The 15,257-nt window shown below is 70.7% G+C and carries 19 protein-coding genes and 1 tRNA gene; 4 read left to right on the plus strand and 16 right to left on the minus strand.

The features are described 5' to 3' along the window. Nucleotides 1-184 precede the first annotated feature (184 nt). Both ACWCXB_RS02640 and ACWCXB_RS02645 read right to left on the minus strand, forming a co-directional pair. Nucleotides 185-1,735, minus strand: coding sequence for an MFS transporter (locus tag ACWCXB_RS02640; protein WP_450718222.1), 1,551 nt, complete (start codon nucleotides 1,733-1,735; stop codon nucleotides 185-187). A gap of 244 nt (nucleotides 1,736-1,979) precedes the next feature. After that, entirely contained in the window at nucleotides 1,980-2,630 is a 651-nt protein-coding gene (locus tag ACWCXB_RS02645; protein WP_450718224.1) for a TetR/AcrR family transcriptional regulator, read from the minus strand. Between the two features lie 312 nt (nucleotides 2,631-2,942). Between ACWCXB_RS02645 and ACWCXB_RS02650 the strand changes: the two genes are divergently transcribed. Beyond that, on the plus strand, nucleotides 2,943-4,211 hold the full coding sequence (locus ACWCXB_RS02650; protein WP_450718226.1) for a M6 family metalloprotease domain-containing protein: 1,269 nt from the start codon (nucleotides 2,943-2,945) through the stop codon (nucleotides 4,209-4,211). Here the strand turns inward: ACWCXB_RS02650 and ACWCXB_RS02655 are convergent. After that, nucleotides 4,184-5,884, minus strand: coding sequence for a class I adenylate-forming enzyme family protein (locus ACWCXB_RS02655; protein WP_450718228.1), 1,701 nt, complete (start codon nucleotides 5,882-5,884; stop codon nucleotides 4,184-4,186). The genes ACWCXB_RS02650 and ACWCXB_RS02655 overlap by 28 nt on opposite strands. Nucleotides 5,885-6,262: 378 nt before the next feature. On the opposite strand from ACWCXB_RS02655, the gene ACWCXB_RS02660 reads away from it, so the two are divergent. Next, nucleotides 6,263-6,338, plus strand: a tRNA-Arg gene (locus tag ACWCXB_RS02660). Nucleotides 6,339-6,406: 68 nt separating this feature from the next. On the opposite strand, the gene ACWCXB_RS02665 is transcribed toward ACWCXB_RS02660, so the two are convergent. The 13 genes from ACWCXB_RS02665 to ACWCXB_RS02725 form a co-directional block, all read right to left on the minus strand. Next, complete coding sequence (locus ACWCXB_RS02665) at nucleotides 6,407-7,558, minus strand: site-specific integrase (protein ID WP_450718230.1); 1,152 nt, start codon at nucleotides 7,556-7,558, stop codon at nucleotides 6,407-6,409. After that, the gene (locus ACWCXB_RS02670; RefSeq protein WP_450718232.1) at nucleotides 7,558-7,746 is read right to left on the minus strand and encodes a helix-turn-helix domain-containing protein; all 189 of its coding nucleotides are present in this window, start codon (nucleotides 7,744-7,746) and stop codon (nucleotides 7,558-7,560) included. The genes ACWCXB_RS02665 and ACWCXB_RS02670 overlap by 1 nt, the downstream gene beginning before the upstream one ends. After that, entirely contained in the window at nucleotides 7,743-9,137 is a 1,395-nt protein-coding gene (gene repSA, locus ACWCXB_RS02675; RefSeq protein ID WP_450718234.1) for a replication initiator protein RepSA, read from the minus strand. Before repSA ends, ACWCXB_RS02670 begins: the two co-directional genes overlap by 4 nt. Then, entirely contained in the window at nucleotides 9,134-9,328 is a 195-nt protein-coding gene (locus ACWCXB_RS02680; RefSeq protein ID WP_450718236.1) for a hypothetical protein, read from the minus strand. The genes repSA and ACWCXB_RS02680 overlap by 4 nt, the downstream gene beginning before the upstream one ends. 96 nt (nucleotides 9,329-9,424) lie before the next feature. Further along, nucleotides 9,425-9,982, minus strand: coding sequence for a diguanylate cyclase domain-containing protein (locus ACWCXB_RS02685; protein WP_450718238.1), 558 nt, complete (start codon nucleotides 9,980-9,982; stop codon nucleotides 9,425-9,427). Between the two features lie 89 nt (nucleotides 9,983-10,071). Then, nucleotides 10,072-10,362 (minus strand): SpdD protein, encoded by a 291-nt coding sequence (locus ACWCXB_RS02690; protein ID WP_450718240.1) that lies wholly within the window; start codon nucleotides 10,360-10,362, stop codon nucleotides 10,072-10,074. 23 nt (nucleotides 10,363-10,385) lie between these two features. Continuing rightward, entirely contained in the window at nucleotides 10,386-10,541 is a 156-nt protein-coding gene (locus ACWCXB_RS02695; RefSeq protein ID WP_450718242.1) for a hypothetical protein, read from the minus strand. Between the two features lie 19 nt (nucleotides 10,542-10,560). Next, nucleotides 10,561-10,749, minus strand: a complete 189-nt coding sequence (locus ACWCXB_RS02700; protein ID WP_450718244.1) for a mobile element transfer protein — start codon at nucleotides 10,747-10,749, stop codon at nucleotides 10,561-10,563. 13 nt (nucleotides 10,750-10,762) lie between these two features. Beyond that, complete coding sequence (locus tag ACWCXB_RS02705; RefSeq protein WP_450718246.1) at nucleotides 10,763-11,020, minus strand: hypothetical protein; 258 nt, start codon at nucleotides 11,018-11,020, stop codon at nucleotides 10,763-10,765. Nucleotides 11,021-11,031: 11 nt separating this feature from the next. Further along, nucleotides 11,032-11,673, minus strand: a complete 642-nt coding sequence (locus tag ACWCXB_RS02710) for a DUF2637 domain-containing protein (RefSeq protein ID WP_450718248.1) — start codon at nucleotides 11,671-11,673, stop codon at nucleotides 11,032-11,034. A 4-nt stretch (nucleotides 11,674-11,677) separates the two neighbouring features. Continuing rightward, complete coding sequence (locus ACWCXB_RS02715; RefSeq protein ID WP_450718250.1) at nucleotides 11,678-13,021, minus strand: FtsK/SpoIIIE domain-containing protein; 1,344 nt, start codon at nucleotides 13,019-13,021, stop codon at nucleotides 11,678-11,680. Nucleotides 13,022-13,024: 3 nt separating this feature from the next. Continuing rightward, nucleotides 13,025-13,357: an SCO3933 family regulatory protein gene (locus ACWCXB_RS02720; RefSeq protein ID WP_450718252.1), complete on the minus strand. Its 333-nt coding sequence runs from the start codon at nucleotides 13,355-13,357 to the stop codon at nucleotides 13,025-13,027. 138 nt (nucleotides 13,358-13,495) lie between these two features. After that, nucleotides 13,496-14,275 carry a GntR family transcriptional regulator gene (locus tag ACWCXB_RS02725; protein WP_450718254.1) on the minus strand — a complete coding sequence of 260 codons (780 nt, stop codon included), beginning with the start codon at nucleotides 14,273-14,275 and terminating at the stop codon, nucleotides 13,496-13,498. A gap of 18 nt (nucleotides 14,276-14,293) precedes the next feature. Here ACWCXB_RS02725 and ACWCXB_RS02730 point away from each other — a divergent pair, with 18 nt between their 5' ends. Next, the gene (locus ACWCXB_RS02730) at nucleotides 14,294-14,758 is read left to right on the plus strand and encodes an NUDIX hydrolase (protein ID WP_450718256.1); all 465 of its coding nucleotides are present in this window, start codon (nucleotides 14,294-14,296) and stop codon (nucleotides 14,756-14,758) included. 5 nt (nucleotides 14,759-14,763) lie between these two features. Beyond that, nucleotides 14,764-14,988, plus strand: coding sequence for an e9imm peptide (locus ACWCXB_RS02735; protein WP_450718258.1), 225 nt, complete (start codon nucleotides 14,764-14,766; stop codon nucleotides 14,986-14,988). Nucleotides 14,989-15,257: the final 269 nt, after the last annotated feature.

Raw genomic sequence — 15,257 nt, forward strand, 5'->3', positions numbered from 1 at the left:
GTGGACGTCACGCGGCGACACGTTGACGGCGACCGGCACGAAAAGGCCCTGGGCCCGCCACTTGGCGACCTGGCCCCGGATTCGGTGCATCCGAATCCGGGCGGGGCCCCGCTCCCCCTCACAGCGGTCCGAGGGCGCGCGCTCAGCGCGCGCCCTGTCCACGCTCAGTGCGCGCGCCGTGCGCTCAGTGCGCGACGACCGGGATCCTCACCTCGTCCTCGACGCCCTCACCGGCACCGTCAGCGGACGACGCCACCGCGCCGGTCCCCGGCCGCCCGGTGTTGATGAAGGTGAACGCGATGGCCGCGGCCGCAGCCAGGATGCCGACGGCCCACCAGATGGCACTGGAGTAGCCGTGCACCATGCCCTGCAGCTGCAGCATCTGCTGCGCCTCGGGGCCGATCGCACCCGCCGCGTGCGCGGCGATGTACGAGGTGGTGGCGGAGGCGGCGATCGTGTTCAGCAGCGCCGTACCGATCGCGCCGCCGACCTGCTGCGAGGTGTTCACCATCGCGGACGCGACGCCCGCGTCCCGCGCCTCGACGCCGTACGTGGACAGCGACATGGCGGGCATGAAGGCCGTACCCATACCGAGGCCGAGCAGCAGCTGCGCCGGCAGGATCAGACCGGCGTACGAGGAGCCGACCTCGAGCTGCGTCAGCAGCAGCATGCCCGTCGCGGCGACCAGGAAGCCGGGCCCCATCAGCCGCCGGGGCGCCACACGGGTCATGAGCCGGGCGCCGATCTGCGTGGAGCCCGTGATCATGCCCGCGATCATCGGGAGGAAGGCGAAGCCCGTCCTGACCGGCGAATACCCCTTGACCACCTGCAGGTAGTACGTGAGGAAGAGGAAGAGGCCGAACATCGCGATGATGGCGAGGCCCAGCGAGAGGTAGACACCGCCGCGGTTGCGCTCGGTCAGGACGCGCAGCGGCAGCAGCGGCGAGCGGACCCTGGACTCGGTGAGGACGAAGGCCGCGAGCAGGACGGCCGAGGCGACGAAGAGACCGATGGTCACCGGGTCCGACCAGCCGTCCGACTCGGCGCGCGTGAAGCCGTACACCAGCGCCACCAGGCCGAGGGTGGAGAGGATGACGCCGGGGATGTCGAGCGACGAGCGGTTACGGCCGCCGGCCGGCTCGCGGATCACGAAGTACGCGCCCGCCGCGGCGACGACGGCGAAGGGGATGTTGACGTAGAACGTCCAGCGCCAGTCCAGGTACTCGGTGAGGAAACCGCCGAGGATGAGGCCGACGGCGCCACCGCCGCCGGCGATCGCGCCGTAGATGCCGAAGGCCTTCGCCCGCTCCTTGGCGTCGGTGAACATCACCGCGAGCAGCGAGAGCGCGGCGGGGGCGAGCAGTGCGCCGAAGGCGCCCTGCAGCGCGCGCGAGCCGAGCAGCATGGCCTCGCCGGTGGCCGCGCCGCCGAGCGCGGACGCGGCGGCGAAGCCGAGCAGGCCGACGACGAAGGTGCGCTTGCGGCCCCACAGGTCGGCGATGCGTCCGCCGAAGAGCAGCAGCCCGCCGAAGGCGAGGGCGTAGGCGGTGATGACCCACTGCCGGTTGCCGTCCGAGATCCCCAGGTCCTGCTGGGCGGACGGCAGCGCGATGTTCACGATGGTCGCGTCGAGCACGACCATCAGCTGGGCCAGGGCTATGAAGACCAGGGCTTTCCAGCGGCTTGGGTCAGGGCGGGCGGAGTCCGGGAGCTGCGTCTCAGCTGTTTTTGGCATGGAAGTGGCCACCTAAGGGTGCGTAAGCGTGAAAAACGGTCGTCAGTACCGGCGCGTGTGCGGTACGGGCACGGGTGCGGTACGGGCACGGGTGCGGGCCCGGGAAGGGGTGCCCGCACGGGCCGACGTACGGCGCCGGGCGTTAGAGGCTTCGAAGGACGGATTGCGGACCAACGGATCAGGGATGACGGATGGCGGATCGGGGATGACGGATCAGGGATGACGGATCACGGCGTGCTGCTGGTCACGGATGGCGCCGCAGGCCCTCCAAGGTCGCGGCCGTACCGGGCAGTTCGGAGCGCGCGGGCGCCTCGAGTCCGTCCAGCAGCAGCTGCAGATGACGGTGTGTGAACCGGTCGATGTCCAGGCACGCGGTGCCCGGCAGCGGCCGGGTGAGCTGGGACAGCGCGACCATCAGGTCTCCGACGGCGACGTCGGCGCGAAGCCGCCCCGCCGCATGCGCCCGGTCGACGAGGCCCCCGACGGCCTCCTCGAGCCGGTCGCGCTCGGCGAGCAGTTCGGGATGCTCCTTGTCGAAGGCGCCGGAAATCATCGGGCACAGCGCGCCGATCCGCTCGTCGGCGGCCGCATGGGTGAAACGGCTCAGCGCGGCGAAGGGGTCCGCCTCCTCGGCGGCCGCCTCCTCCGCCCGGTCCGTCGTACGGCTCATGACGGAGAGGACGACCTCGTGCACGAGGGCGGCCCGGTCCGCGAAGTTCCGGTAGAGAGTGGCGTTGCCGACGCCGGCGCGGCGGGCGATCTCGTCGAGCGGCACGTCGGGACCGAACTCGACGAACATCTCGCGTGCCGCCGACACGATCCGCTCCCTGTTGCGCAGCGCGTCAGCCCGCGGCCTGGGGGCGCGGCGCTCTGCGGTGTCGGTGGCGGGGCTCACGGCTCCACTTCCTCTCGTGGTCCTTCTCCGGGTCGACGACCCCGACCGGATCGCAACCCGCAACCGGGGACGGCGTCCCCGTTTCGCGGGGGCACCCATGCAAACGGGGAAACGGTCCCCGGTTATTTCCCCCCACCCGGGAGACTTCATGTGACCTGGCTCACAATCCCGAAGTCCCCGTTCAGATCCCCTCTCCTCGGCGTGTCCCACGATCGGCCCACCCGGCGAGCGCGCGCCCCGCGGCCGAATCACGCTGATCGAACGGAGCGCAGCTGAGGACCGGCCGGCTGCCGCGGACCCGAAGGCGACCGCATGCTGCAGACCCGCCACCGGATACGCAGACCAGGCGTGCTCGGCGTGGTCGCCGCTGTTGCCCTTGCCGCCCTGACCTCGGCGAGCTCCACGCTTCCCGGTCCCTCTCGGGCCTCGGCCGGCCCCGTGGCCACGAGCGAGGAGTCGGCGCTCGGCGCGTGCCGTATCGCGCCCGCCGCCGGTGTACAGATGTCGGAGGGCATGCCCACACCCACCGGTTACGCACGCTCCACGGGCGAGATCCGCGCCCTCAACATCATGATCGACTTCCCGGACGCGGTGGGCGAGGGCCCGGCGCGCGAGCGCTTCGAGGAGTTCTTCCCGCAGACCCAGAGGTGGTTCGCCATCAGCTCGTACGGGCGCCTCACATACCGCCCGGAGGCCCCGCTGGCCGACTGGCTGCGGATGCCGCTGCCGTTCGCTGCGTACGGGATAGAGCGCGGCGCGCCGTACGAGCCGGGCTACCGGCAGCTGGTGCAGGACATCGTGACGGCGGCCGAGCCGCGCGTGGACTTCAGCACGTACGACCTGGTCAACGTGCTCGTCACGCCGAACGCCGGCCCGTCCGCGCTGGACACCGTCCTGTCCGTGACCTTCTCCGGGAACCACGAGGCGCCGCACGCGGACGGTGTGCCGCTCGCCAACACCTCGTTCGTCTACAGCCGCCAGGACGACGGGTCCGGGTCGTACGACGAGACCGGCTACCGGGTCCTCCCCCACGAGAACGGCCATGTCTTCGGCCTGCCCGACCTCTACACCTCCGAGGGCGGCGGCGCCGTCGGCCACTGGGACATCATGTCCGAGGACTGGGGCGCCAACAACGATCTGCTGGGCTGGCACAAGTGGAAGCTCGGCTGGCTCGACAACGACCAGGTCGGCTGCGTCTCCGGCACCGGGACGGTCGAGTACGACCTCACGCCGCTCGCCACCAAGGGCGGCCGCAAGCTCGTCTTCGTACCGACCGGCGCGGACTCCGGTTACGCGGCGGAGGTCCGTACCCGGGACGGCAACGACGAGGCGGTCTGCGAGCCGGGCGTCCTCGTCTACCGCGTCGAGATGGACATCGACACCGGGGAGGGGCCCGTGCGTGTCGCCGACAGTGACGTGGACAGCGGTGGCTGTACGCGGCGGCCCAATGTGCACGCCGAGCTGTCGGACGCGCCGTACCGGCCGGGCGAGTCGTTCATGGACAGCCGCAACAGGATCCGGATCACGGTGCTCTCGGAAGACGCGGAGGGGACCTACCGCGTGCGCGTCACGCGCTCCTGAGCCACGGCCCGCACCTGGTCCGCCACCCGGCCCCTGAGCTCCCGCTTGAGGATCTTCCCGGTGGGATTGCGGGGCAGCGGCGCGTCCCGTACGACGACATGGGCCGGCACCTTGAAGACGGCGAGGTTTCTGCCCACGTGGGCCCGCAGCTCGTCGGCGGTAACGGCAGCGCCGGGCCGCAGCTGGACGACGGCCGCGACCTCCTCACCGAGCACCGGGTGCGGTACGCCGAGGACGGCGGCGTCGGCGACGTCCGGATGCTCGTGCAGGACGGCCTCCACCTCGACGCAGTACACGTTCTCGCCGCCGCGGATGACGACGTCCTTGATCCGGTCGACGATCGAGACCCGGCCGCCGTCCCGAACGGTCGCGAGGTCACCGGTCCTGAACCAGCCGTCCTCCGTGAACGCGGCCGCCGTGGCCTGCGGATCCCGCCAGTACCCCCGAACCAGCGACTGCCCGCGGAGCCACAGCTCGCCGACCTCGCCCTCCGGGAGCGCCTCCCCGGCGGGTCCGGCGATCCGGACCTCGGTGGCGGGGGTGGCCCGCCCGACACTGTCCGGGAACTCCCGGTACTCGGCACCGAAGTTCGCCGTCACGCCGCCGCTCGTCTCGGTCAGCCCGTAGCCGTTGCGGGGCTCGATCCGCTGCCCGTAGCGGGCGGTGAGCCGCCCGACGAGATCCGGCGGCGCGGCGGCCCCGCCCGTGTTGAGGTGGGTGAGGCTCGCGAGCCCGGCGCCCTGCCGCTCGGCGGCGTCGAGCAGATGGAGCGCGGTGGTGGGCACCCCGGAGTAGTGCGTGACACCGTGCTTCTCGATCAGGGCGAGCGCCTTGTCCGCGTCCCATTTCCGCATGAGGACGAGCGTCCCGCCGACGGCCATCACCGAGTAGAGCGTCGTGAAGGCCGCCACATGGAAGAACGGAAAGGTCATGAGGCTGACGGGCGCGGGCCCCTGCCCCGGGAGCACGCCCCTCGCGAGCGCCGAGGCCGCGGCGGTGTAACGGGGGTTCATCGCGGCCCCCGCCTGGGCGAGCTGAGTGGCGACGGCACCCTTGGGCCGGCCCGTGGTGCCGGACGTGTAGATGATGGTGGCGTCGTCCTCGGGGCGTACGTGGACGTCGGGCGGCGCGGCGGCGGGGTCCGCGGCGGGCAGGTCCTCGTACCGTACGACGCGGTCGACCGGCGACCCCTCGTGATGAAAGACGATCACCGGCACAGGCACTGGTCTCGCCCTGGCCCAGTCGACGACCCTGGGCAGCCGCTCCCCGTCGACGAGCAGCACACTCGGCTCGCAGTCGTCGAGCGCGTACGCGAACTCCTCCGCGGTCCACCAGGCGTTCAGCGGCACGGCCACCAGACCGGCCAGCTGCGTGGCCCAGAAGGCGATCTGCCACTCGGGGTGGTTGCGCATCCCGACCACGGCGCGGTCGCCGGGCCGCATCCCGTACTCCTCGGTGAACCGCCGCGCCAGCGCGGACGCGGCCGCGAAGAACTCCCCGTACGTGTACGTCCCGCTCTCCGCCACGAGGAACGGCCGCTCCCCGAACACCCAGGTGGCCTCGACGAACTCCCGGAGCGTGCGCGGCCCGGACACGTACACACCATCGGCGGTGGCGAAAGGGGCACCGGGGGCGGTCAGGGCACTGAGGGCGGCGGAACGGGGGTGCGGCACGGGTCGCCCTTCTGTCCTGCTGTCGCTGTCGCGCTGTCGTACGCGGTCTAAGCGCCCGCTCAGCTCCGTGCGACGCTATGCGCGACTCCGCACCCCGTCAAGATCTGCCAGGGGCAGGGCCACCGCCGCCCGCGCGCCCCCAGCCCCCAGCCCGCAGCCACCGGCCACTGGCCACTGGCCACTGGCCACTGGCCACCCCAACGCCACCCTGCTCCGACCCCGACGCTTGCACCATCCCGTTTCTCCCCTCTCCCCTCGACGCTGCTGCAGGGGCGGCCGGCCGCGGATCAAGGCCCCCTTAAGACGCCGACCGCCGGAACCCCACCCGCTACACTGTCCGCGGTGGCGCAGCCCTCGTCGGGTGCGCCGTCCTGTCCCGCCTTCGTAGCTCAGGGGATAGAGCACCGCTCTCCTAAAGCGGGTGTCGCAGGTTCGAATCCTGCCGGGGGCACCAGCGAAAAGGCCCCGGACCGATCATGGTCCGGGGCCTTTGACATCAGTTTTTGACATCAACGAGGGCGGTCACTCACGGCCGGGGCGCCTCTTGAGCAGCCGGTCCATGTGGCTGATGGCCTCGCGCTGCGTGTCGTGGACGACGTGCGTGTAGACGTCCATGGTGATGCTGATCTGGCTGTGCCCGAGGATCTCCATCACGACGCGGGGCGCGGCCCCGGCCGCGGTGAGCAGCGTCGCGCAGCCGTGCCGGGCATCGTGCAGCCGGACGACGCGAAGGCCGGCGGAGTCGGCGACGCGGGTGAAGGAGCGGTACACGTTGCGCGGCTCGACCGGGCGGCCGGTGCGGGTAGTGAAGACGTGGCCGTTCTCGTCCCAGGACTCCCCCGCACGCCGCTTCGCGGCCGCCTGGCGCATCCGATGCCAACGCAGCGGCGGGATGCACATCGCCGGGAGCGGCAGCGCGCGACGGCGGCGGTTCTTGGTCTCGTCGTCGTAGAGGACTCCGCGCCGTCGCTGGGTCTGCTGCCGGACGTAGATCACGCGGTTGTCGAGGTCGACATCGGTCCAGCGGAGACCGACGATCTCGCCCCGGCGGAGGCCCATGGCGATGGCGAGCACGAAGGCCGCGTACAGCGGGTCCTTACGGGCGGCGGCGAGGAAGTCCAGGGTCTCGTCGAGTGTCCAGGGGCTCAGCTCCCGGGACTTGGCCCGCGGCGGCTCGACGAGGGCCGCCACGTTGCGGGTCACCAGTTCCTCGCGGCACGCGGCGCTGAGAGCCGTGCGCAGCACGCGGTGAGACTCCTTGGCTGTGGCCGAGGTCGTCTTGTTCTCCAGCTGGACGATGAAGCGCCGGACGTCGGCGACGCCGAGGGATTCCAACCGCTTCGAGCCCAGCATGGGCACGAGGTAGAGCCGCACGTGAGCTTCGTACTTGTCGTACGTGCTCAGCTTGCGCCGGGGCTTGACGATGTTGTCCAGCCAGTACGGCAGCCACTCGGAGAGCTTGGCTGAGCGGGTGGGCACGGGCACGCCCTGGTCCACCTTGTCGAGCAGTTCGCGGCGCTTGGCATCGCACTCGGCCCAGGTCTTGCCGTAGGCGAACTTGCGGGCGCGGGTGCCGTCCGGCTGCAGGACGTAGACCGCGCACTGATAGCGGCCGTCCTTGCGTTTGGTGATGGTGCCCGCGCCGTTGGGGTTGCGCTTGCGCTGCGTCGCCATCAGGCAGCCTCCTCGATCTGGCCGAGGACGAAGTCACGGACTGCGTCGGCCGGGATTCGGCGGCAGCCGTCAATCTTGAACGAGGTCAGGCGGCGTGAGCGGATGAGGTCGTAGACCTTCGAGCGCCCGAGCTTGAGCCGCGCCATGACTTCAGGCACGGTCAGAAGCTCCGCGGTTGCTGTGGTCATGCAGCGGCTCCTTCCAGGGCGAGTTGGTCGTGCAGGGCTTCGCGGGCGGTTTCGCGGTTGAGCTGGATGTCTCGCGCGATGGTGGCGGCGAGGACCGATTCGCCGGGGCTGTGGCCCTGCCCGGCGTATCGCCAGTCGGCCAGAACAAGGACGGTCGGGTCCTGGTCGGGGTCGGGCAGGCCGAGTTCTTCGCGCTGCTGGGCGGCGCGGTAGTCGGCGCGGACCTGGCGGAGTGCGCCGAGGGTCGTTGAGTAGCGGCGGGACTTCGAGGAGAAGTGCCCGCGAAAGCCGAGCATGTGAGCCCAGGCGCGCAGCCTGCGGTCCGGATATGCGGCGTCAAGGTCGAAGCAGGCCTCGATGAGTCGGCGCGGATGGTCGGGCACATCGAGGAGGACCAGGGCCTCACGGTTGCCGACGCGGCGGTCGACGGTGCCGGTCGTCTCGGCCGCCTTGGTCGCGTACTTGGCGACGTAGGAGGCGACGGCCTGTTCCGTGATGGCGGTGCCAGCCTCGAAGGCGCGGATGGGCCGGATGTCGAGCTGGGTGCCCCAGCGCAGTGCGCGGGCGGGCTGGTCGGCGGCGGCCGGGACCGTGATGGTCGTGTACGAGTGGACCACGGCCGCGCGGATGGCGTCGGTGAGCAGCTGCATCGTGGCCCAGGCAGGCGGCGCGTCCTCCGGTCCGTCCGGTCCGTCGAGGCGTACGACGGCATGGAAGTGGACGGCCCCGCGCTTCTGGAACTCGGCGACCTTGCCGTACGAAACCCGGGCCTGCTCCTTGAGTTCGCGCTGCGTGATCCCGGCGCGGGCGGCGATCTCGCGGCGGAGTCGGTTGGTGAAGCGCTGCCAGAGCTCCCCGGCGTGGTTGTTGAAGAGCACGGCGGCGGCGTAGTCGTACGTGGCCGGGTCGAGCGGCGTACCGAGCGCGTCGTCGTCGGCGGCGTGCCGGGCTCCGCAGCGGCAGCGGCCGGAGTCGGGACGGTTGTGGACCGGGCCGAAGGACGGGGCGGTGAGCGTGGCGAAGACGCGCGGGTGATCACGGACCGTACTCGGCACGTCCTTGTCCTGGTCGCCCGCGAGTCCGGCGCGGATCAGGTGGTAGGTGTCGGCGGCGTACATCCAGGCGCAGGCCGGGCAGCGGGAGGTACGGCGGTTGCCGCAGGCGACGCGGAGCCGTCCGTCGGGCTCGGTGTCGGTGGAGTAGCGGTGCAGCGTCTCGCCGCTGTTCTTGTCCTTGGTGAGCGTCCAGCCGGACAGGTGGATGGGGTTCGCGCAGCCGCCCGTGCGGCGGATCTGGTCGCGCCAGCGGTCGAAGCCGGGGGACCCGGCCACCCGCAGCATGTCGCCGAGGGTGGCCGGGTCCAGGCCCGCGAGGGTCGCGGTGTCGGTCACGCTCGCTCCTGGTGGCCGACGGCGGCGGGTGCCAGGACGTGGACGCGGCCCGTTCCGTGGCAGCGGCGGCAGATCGCATCGAGAGTGGCGCGGGTGCCGTCGGCGAGGAGGGCTCCGGTGTCGATGGCGACGATGGGGAAGCCGTCGCAGTCGGGGCAGATACGTGTCTGGGCACGGCTGTGCTGGGCCATGATGGTGGTCCTTTCGATCGCGGTTGGAAGGGGCCGGACCGTCCGGGCGGCGGCGATGCTTGGCGGCTTGTGCGCCGCCCGGAGGCCGGTCAGTGCTCAGTGCGAGAGAGCGCGAGTGCCACGGCGGCCGGCACTGCCCTTGACCGCGTACATCGCGGAGTCGGCAGCGGCGAGGGCGTCGGAGAGGCTGCGGACCGGCAGGTCGGCGGGGCGGCAGGCGCCGACAGAGACGGACAGGGGCAGCGTTCGTCCGCAGTAGGCGAGGGGTTCGTGAAGCAGGCCCGCGAGGTCGTCGAGTTGCTGGGTGCCCTTCGAGCGGACGACGGCGACGAACTCGTCTCCGCCGAGGCGACCCGCGATGCCATGGCGGCCGCACCAGGTGGCGAGGCGAGCGGCAGTGGCCGTGAGCGCGGCGTCTCCGGCGGCGTGGCCGTGGCTGTCGTTGAGGTTCTTGAAGTCGTCCAGGTCCAGAAGCAGGACCAGGGCGTCAGGGTGGCGGCGTATGAACCGCTCGGCGCGAGCCGTCCAACCGGCGCGGGTACGCAGGCCGGTGAGCGGGTCGCGGCGGGCTGTGGCCAGCCGATGGGCGAGGTAGCCCGAGTGGGCGACCCAGCCGAGGAGCGGCAGGGATAAGGCAAGTGCTTGCGTGTCCACGGTTCTCCTTCGTAGCGGTTGGAAGGGGATGCGTGGGCCGTCCGGGCAGTGGCGATGCTTGGCGGCTTGTGGCACTGCCCGGAGGCCGGTCAGCGGTTGAGTTCCTGGCGGAGTGTGCGGACGAGGACCAGGAGGACGACGCCGCTGATGGAGAGCGCGAGTCCGGTGATGGCCACGGCGAGGAGCATGGAGGTGAGCACCGCGCCGACCACGACGACGCCGGTCACTGTGGCGACGGGGTTGGCGCGGACCAGGTCGACGACGCCGGACCGGGCGGCGGGCGCGGGCGCCGGCGGGGCGGCCTGCTCGACGGTGGCCGGGACGTGGCTGTGGTTGGTCGGGATGTAGGTGTCGGGCGTCGGGTACTTGGGCTTGAACACGGCCGTTTTTCCTTCCGGGTTGGCTACTTGGCGAGCGGGTCGATGACCGGGGTCAGGAAGCTGTCGGCGAGGAGGTAGCCGCCGAGGAGGAGCACGGCGACGAGCCACCAGGGCGGGCGGACGAGCTTGATGCCGAGGGCACCGACGACGATGAGGGCGAGCCAGAGCGGGACGTCCATGACGTGATCTCCTCTGCTATCAGCGGGGGTTGCAGCGATGCGTGCGGGCGGCGAGTTCGGCGGCGGGGCGGCTGAGGTAGTCGGCGGACCAGTCGCAGCCGGGCGCGGTGCAGGCGGCGGCGTGGGCCTCTCGTCCGTGGCGGTCGTGGTGAGTGCCGATCTGGACGGGGCCGATGCGGTCGACGTCCCAGAAGCGGTTGCGGGGCATGGGTCACCTCCTTTCAGGTCGGCTGGACGGCGAGCTGGGCGGCGGTGTGAGCCTCCACAGCAGCGGCGTACGCGGTGACCGCGGCCAGCAGCTCACGGGCGAACGTCAGCTGCTCAGCCGGGGCAAGGGAGTCGCGGGCGTAGAGCATCAGCGACGCGTACCGGTCCTGGACGGTGAGGATCGGTGTGCGCTTGGCGCCGTAGTCGTGGCACATCGCGAACGGCTTCTCGGTGAGGTGGAAGCTGATCGAAGCGCCGATGGTGCTGGGCATGGGGACCTCCGTCAGGTGAGCTGGGCGGCGATGGCGTCGGCCATCGGGGCGGGGACGCCGAGCCGGGCGCGCAGGGTGTCGGCGTCGATATCGCGGCCGGTCGCTGAGCGGTGCGAGTCGGCGAGCTTCCGTGCGTGGGTGATCAGGGCGGGCGGTACGGCTGGAGCCGCAGCCGGGAGCGCCGGGGCAGTGCCGGGAGCGGGCTCGGCGACCTCTTCGCGTACCAGCTCCGGCTCCGGCTCCGCAGGGGCGGACGGCTCCGGGGCCTGGCGGCGGTCCGGCTCCGGGGCGTGCACCAGGAGCGTGCCGCCGAGGAACGCGAGTGCCGGCCAACCGGCGACGAGGATGCGCAGCCAGTCGGGCACGTCGTTGAGGTCGAGCAGCCCGGCCGTGGCGATGTTCGCGCCGAGGGAGGCAGCGAGCGCCACCGCGAACCAGGACCATGCGGCCCGCCGTGATCCGCCTGACTCCCGCAGGGTCCGCAGTCGGCGCCAGGCGGCGACGAGCAGCAGATCCACGGAGACCGGGTAGGCCCACGCCTTCCACCCGTCCTGCCCAGCAGCCTCGGCGAGGTCGTGGAGGTGGGAGAAGGACAGGGCACCGGCGATCAGGGCTTGTACGAGTACGGCGTCGAGCCGGAGCGTTGACCGCATGACGTCAGTCCTTGTCGGGGACCAGGGCGAAGGCTCCGGACGAAGCCTCGGGCCGGAAGGGTTCGAGACCGGGAATGGCAGGGGTCAGAGCCGTGTGCTCGACGCAGGCCGCCACAGCATCGGCGAGGTCGGTGAAGGGGCTCCGGACGAGCGACCATCCGCCCGAGGAGTCACCTGCCACGGCCACGCCACGTTGCTCCGGCGCTATGGCGGTCGCGGCAAGGACAGCCATGGGGCTGACGTCCCCGAGCACCATCTTGGCCGTGGCCTCGTCGTTGACCCGGTGCGAGATACGGCCGGTGAGCTGGGCCCGCAGGGCGGTTGCCCCCTTGCCGAGTTCGGCGCCAAAGCGCTGGCCGCAGACCTCCAGGTAGATGCCGGCAGCACGGCCGAGCTGGGAAAGGCGTACGAGCTGTGTGACCATCTGGTCGCGGCGCTTCTCCTCGGCACTGCCAGCAGTGAGGAAGAGCTCTGCCACCTCGTCGATGAAGACGACGACCGGCACGGGCCGCATGTCATCGGGCAGACCCCAGATGTCCGAGGTGATCGCCTCCAACGAGCCAGGGCCGAGCCGCTGGACGGTCCTGATCAGCTCGTACCGCTCGGTCATCTCCAGGACCATGGCATCGAGCAGGTCCGCGGCTTGCTCAGGCGTGCAGGCCAGGGCCGACAAACGGGCTGCGAACGGGGCCAGTTCAACTCCCCACTTGCAGTCGATACCGACCAGGGCAACCGGCTGCGGAGCAAGCCCCGCCACCAAGCCGCGCAGGTACACGGACTTCCCCGACTCCGTCGCGCCCATCACCAACTCGCGCGGCGCGGTACGGAAGTCCCGCATGTGGACTGCACCGTCGGAGCGCAGGGCAACGGGGATCCTCAGAAGCTCGGACTCAGCCGTGCGAGGCATCACGACCCGACGCAGGACGTCGTAACCGATGACCTTGACCTGGAGCCATCCCGGCTTGAGCGCGGAGACGTGCACGGCGAACGCGCGCCAGGAGTGCCGCAGGCGTTCGGTCGCCGTCTCGAAGTCGTGGACTTCCTGACCGGGTTGCATCTTGACCCGGAGGATGAGGCCGCTGGCGGTCACGCGGACGCGGGTCAGGCGGGGCACCATGCGGGATGCGGGGCGCTTGGTGGCCGCCGCGATGGTGAGCCGGAGTCGGGAGGGGGGCTCGGTGAGGCCGCATGCCTCCATGACCGAGCGGTACGTGAACGCGATCCGGACCAGCTTGGCCGGGGCGCCGAAGGCGAACCAGTACCAGGTGGGGCGCTGCCGGCGCAGGACGAGCAGGCCCGTGGCTAACAGCCCGGCGCCGACGAGCGCGGTGATCTGTCCACCGGTCATCGATCAGCCCGCCAACGAGGTGACGGCAGCCGCCCGGAACGAAATCCCGTGCCGCTGCTTTCCGTTGATCTCGTTCTCCCACGGCCGGGCGACCAGTCCGGTCAGCGCCACGGGGGTGCCGGTGGTCAGCTCACCGGAGATGTCGCCCTCGGCCACGGCCACCGTGACGACCTCGGCGTTGCCGTTCGCGACGAACAGGACGTCCACGATCATCAGGGGCACGCCAGTCTCGGCGTCGACGGCCATCACGCCGTTCTTCTTGTCCTTCATCTTCCGCCGGGGCGGCTGGGCGACCATCGCGGTCACGCCGCTCATGTCGACGGGGATCACACGCACAGAGATCACTCCTCTAGAAGTGCTGGACTCCGTCACTCATGTACATGAGTGACATGAAGAAGAGTGCATCACTCCTATACATGAGTCAACCCGCCGAGACGAAGAAGTCGCGGCGGGTTGTGGGGAGTTGAGTGAGCGTCAGTCCCTGGCGGGGATGCGGTACTCGAAAATGAACTGGTCAGCGGCCATGAGGGTGTCGCAGACCTCGACCACGCGCCCCGCTTCGGTCACCGCGTTACGGATGAGGTGGACGACGGGGGCTCCAGGGCTCAGCGCCAGCTCGGACGCCTCAGCCTTGGAGGCCGACCGCGCCTGAAGAGTCTCGACGAACTCGGCGAAGACGTGGCCGTCGTCCTCGAGCCGGGCGTAGATGCCACCGGGGCCGGGGTTCTCGCCGAACAACTCTGGGATGTCCTTGACCACGTCCCACGGCAGATACGAGGTAGCCGTCTCCACGGGCGTCCCGTTCCGGAAGTAGAGCCGCCGACGCGCGAGCACCTGGGCGCCGGCCTCGACGCCGAGCCGTTCGGCGATCTCCTCGGGGGCCTCCATCGGACCGATGTAGAGGACGCTCACCTTGGCGGTCGCGCCGGACTGCTCGGACTCGGCCAGGTAGGCCGCTTTACCGCCCCGCCGATGCGAGGCCCGGAACCGATCCGACGACCGCAGCCGCACCGGCGGCCGGTCCTTCACGATCGAGCCCTTGCCGTGGCGCGTTTCTACCAGGCCGCTTGCCCGGACCTCCACCATGGCCTTGCGAATCGTGCCGCCGGCGACGCCGTAGCGCTCGACCAGCTCCGACTCACTCGGCACCATGTCACCAGGCTTCAGGACACCAGCCCGGATCTGCTGAACGATCTCGTCGGCGATCTGAACGTACCGAGGTACGGCCCTGCCACCTCCTACTGCAGTTCCCATAGTCCTTCTCTTCCTCCTATGCTCCTGTACATGAGTACGGGTTCCCAGCAGCACAAGTCAACGCCACTGCATTCCGTGTCCGTGGCGGGAGCGGTGGTGCGGGAGGACGGGCGGTTGCTGGCGATCCGGCGGGCGGACAACGGGACTTGGGAGCTGCCGGGCGGAGTACTGGAACTCACAGAGGCCCCGGAGGAAGGGGTGGCGCGGGAGGTCTGGGAAGAGACCGGCATCCGCGTTGAGGTTGACCAGCTCACCGGCGTCTACAAGAACACGGCCCGAGGCATCGTCGCCCTGGTCTTCCGGTGCAAGCCCTCCGGAGGCACTGAGCGCACGTCCGCCGAGTCCCTGGCAGTCGACTGGCTCACGCCTGCGGAAGTCGCCGAGCGAATGTCCGAGGTCTTCGCGATCCGGCTGCTCGATGCCCTGGACGGGAACGGCCCGCATGTCCGCAGCCACGACGGCCGACGGCTGATCACAGCGTAGTTGACGTGGCACCCCAGCGGATGAGCCGCGACGCGGCGATCCCACTCGTTCAACAACTGATGGACGCCAACACCGCAGACCAAGCGGAAACAGACGCGATCCTGGCCGTCCTGGAACGCGGACTGGGATGCCCCCACATCAGCGACTACGTCTACTGGGACTTCGACCCGGAGTTGAGCGCCGCGAAGATCGTCGATCGAGCCCTGGCTTACAAGCCGATCGCGCTCTGAGCCCAGCGCGGTAAGAGTTTCTCTACTTGATCAAGTGCTCGCTCCGCTCGCCGCGCGCCCGGCTTGGCGCCGGGCGACGCTCCTGTCTCCGCCCCGCTCCGCCCGGCCGCCGGACGCGCGCTGCGCGAGCAGACGTAGAGAGAACGGCCGGCACGGGGCTGGGGCGGTCGGCTCCGCGGCTTTACGCAGCCACCATGGGGCGAGCCTCGAAGATCATGGTCCCAGATCGGGCTATTGCGGGCAGGCGAGGAGCCAGCCCGATTCGCGGC

The sequence above is a fragment of the Streptomyces sp. NPDC001514 genome (assembly GCF_053597075.1).

Excerpts from the sequence above, each read along its gene's own strand:
- ACWCXB_RS02640 (WP_450718222.1), bottom strand. The coding sequence starts at position 1,735 with ATGCCAAAAACAGCTGAGACGCAGCTCCCGGACTCCGCCCGCCCTGAC.
- ACWCXB_RS02650 (WP_450718226.1), top strand. The coding sequence starts at position 2,943 with ATGCTGCAGACCCGCCACCGGATACGCAGACCAGGCGTGCTCGGCGTG.
- ACWCXB_RS02665 (WP_450718230.1), bottom strand. The coding sequence starts at position 7,558 with ATGGCGACGCAGCGCAAGCGCAACCCCAACGGCGCGGGCACCATCACC.
- ACWCXB_RS02670 (WP_450718232.1), bottom strand. The coding sequence starts at position 7,746 with ATGACCACAGCAACCGCGGAGCTTCTGACCGTGCCTGAAGTCATGGCG.
- ACWCXB_RS02680 (WP_450718236.1), bottom strand. The coding sequence starts at position 9,328 with ATGGCCCAGCACAGCCGTGCCCAGACACGTATCTGCCCCGACTGCGAC.
- ACWCXB_RS02695 (WP_450718242.1), bottom strand. The coding sequence starts at position 10,541 with ATGGACGTCCCGCTCTGGCTCGCCCTCATCGTCGTCGGTGCCCTCGGC.
- ACWCXB_RS02700 (WP_450718244.1), bottom strand. The coding sequence starts at position 10,749 with ATGCCCCGCAACCGCTTCTGGGACGTCGACCGCATCGGCCCCGTCCAG.
- ACWCXB_RS02705 (WP_450718246.1), bottom strand. The coding sequence starts at position 11,020 with ATGCCCAGCACCATCGGCGCTTCGATCAGCTTCCACCTCACCGAGAAG.
- ACWCXB_RS02710 (WP_450718248.1), bottom strand. The coding sequence starts at position 11,673 with ATGCGGTCAACGCTCCGGCTCGACGCCGTACTCGTACAAGCCCTGATC.
- ACWCXB_RS02715 (WP_450718250.1), bottom strand. The coding sequence starts at position 13,021 with ATGACCGGTGGACAGATCACCGCGCTCGTCGGCGCCGGGCTGTTAGCC.
- ACWCXB_RS02725 (WP_450718254.1), bottom strand. The coding sequence starts at position 14,275 with ATGGGAACTGCAGTAGGAGGTGGCAGGGCCGTACCTCGGTACGTTCAG.
- ACWCXB_RS02730 (WP_450718256.1), top strand. The coding sequence starts at position 14,294 with ATGCTCCTGTACATGAGTACGGGTTCCCAGCAGCACAAGTCAACGCCA.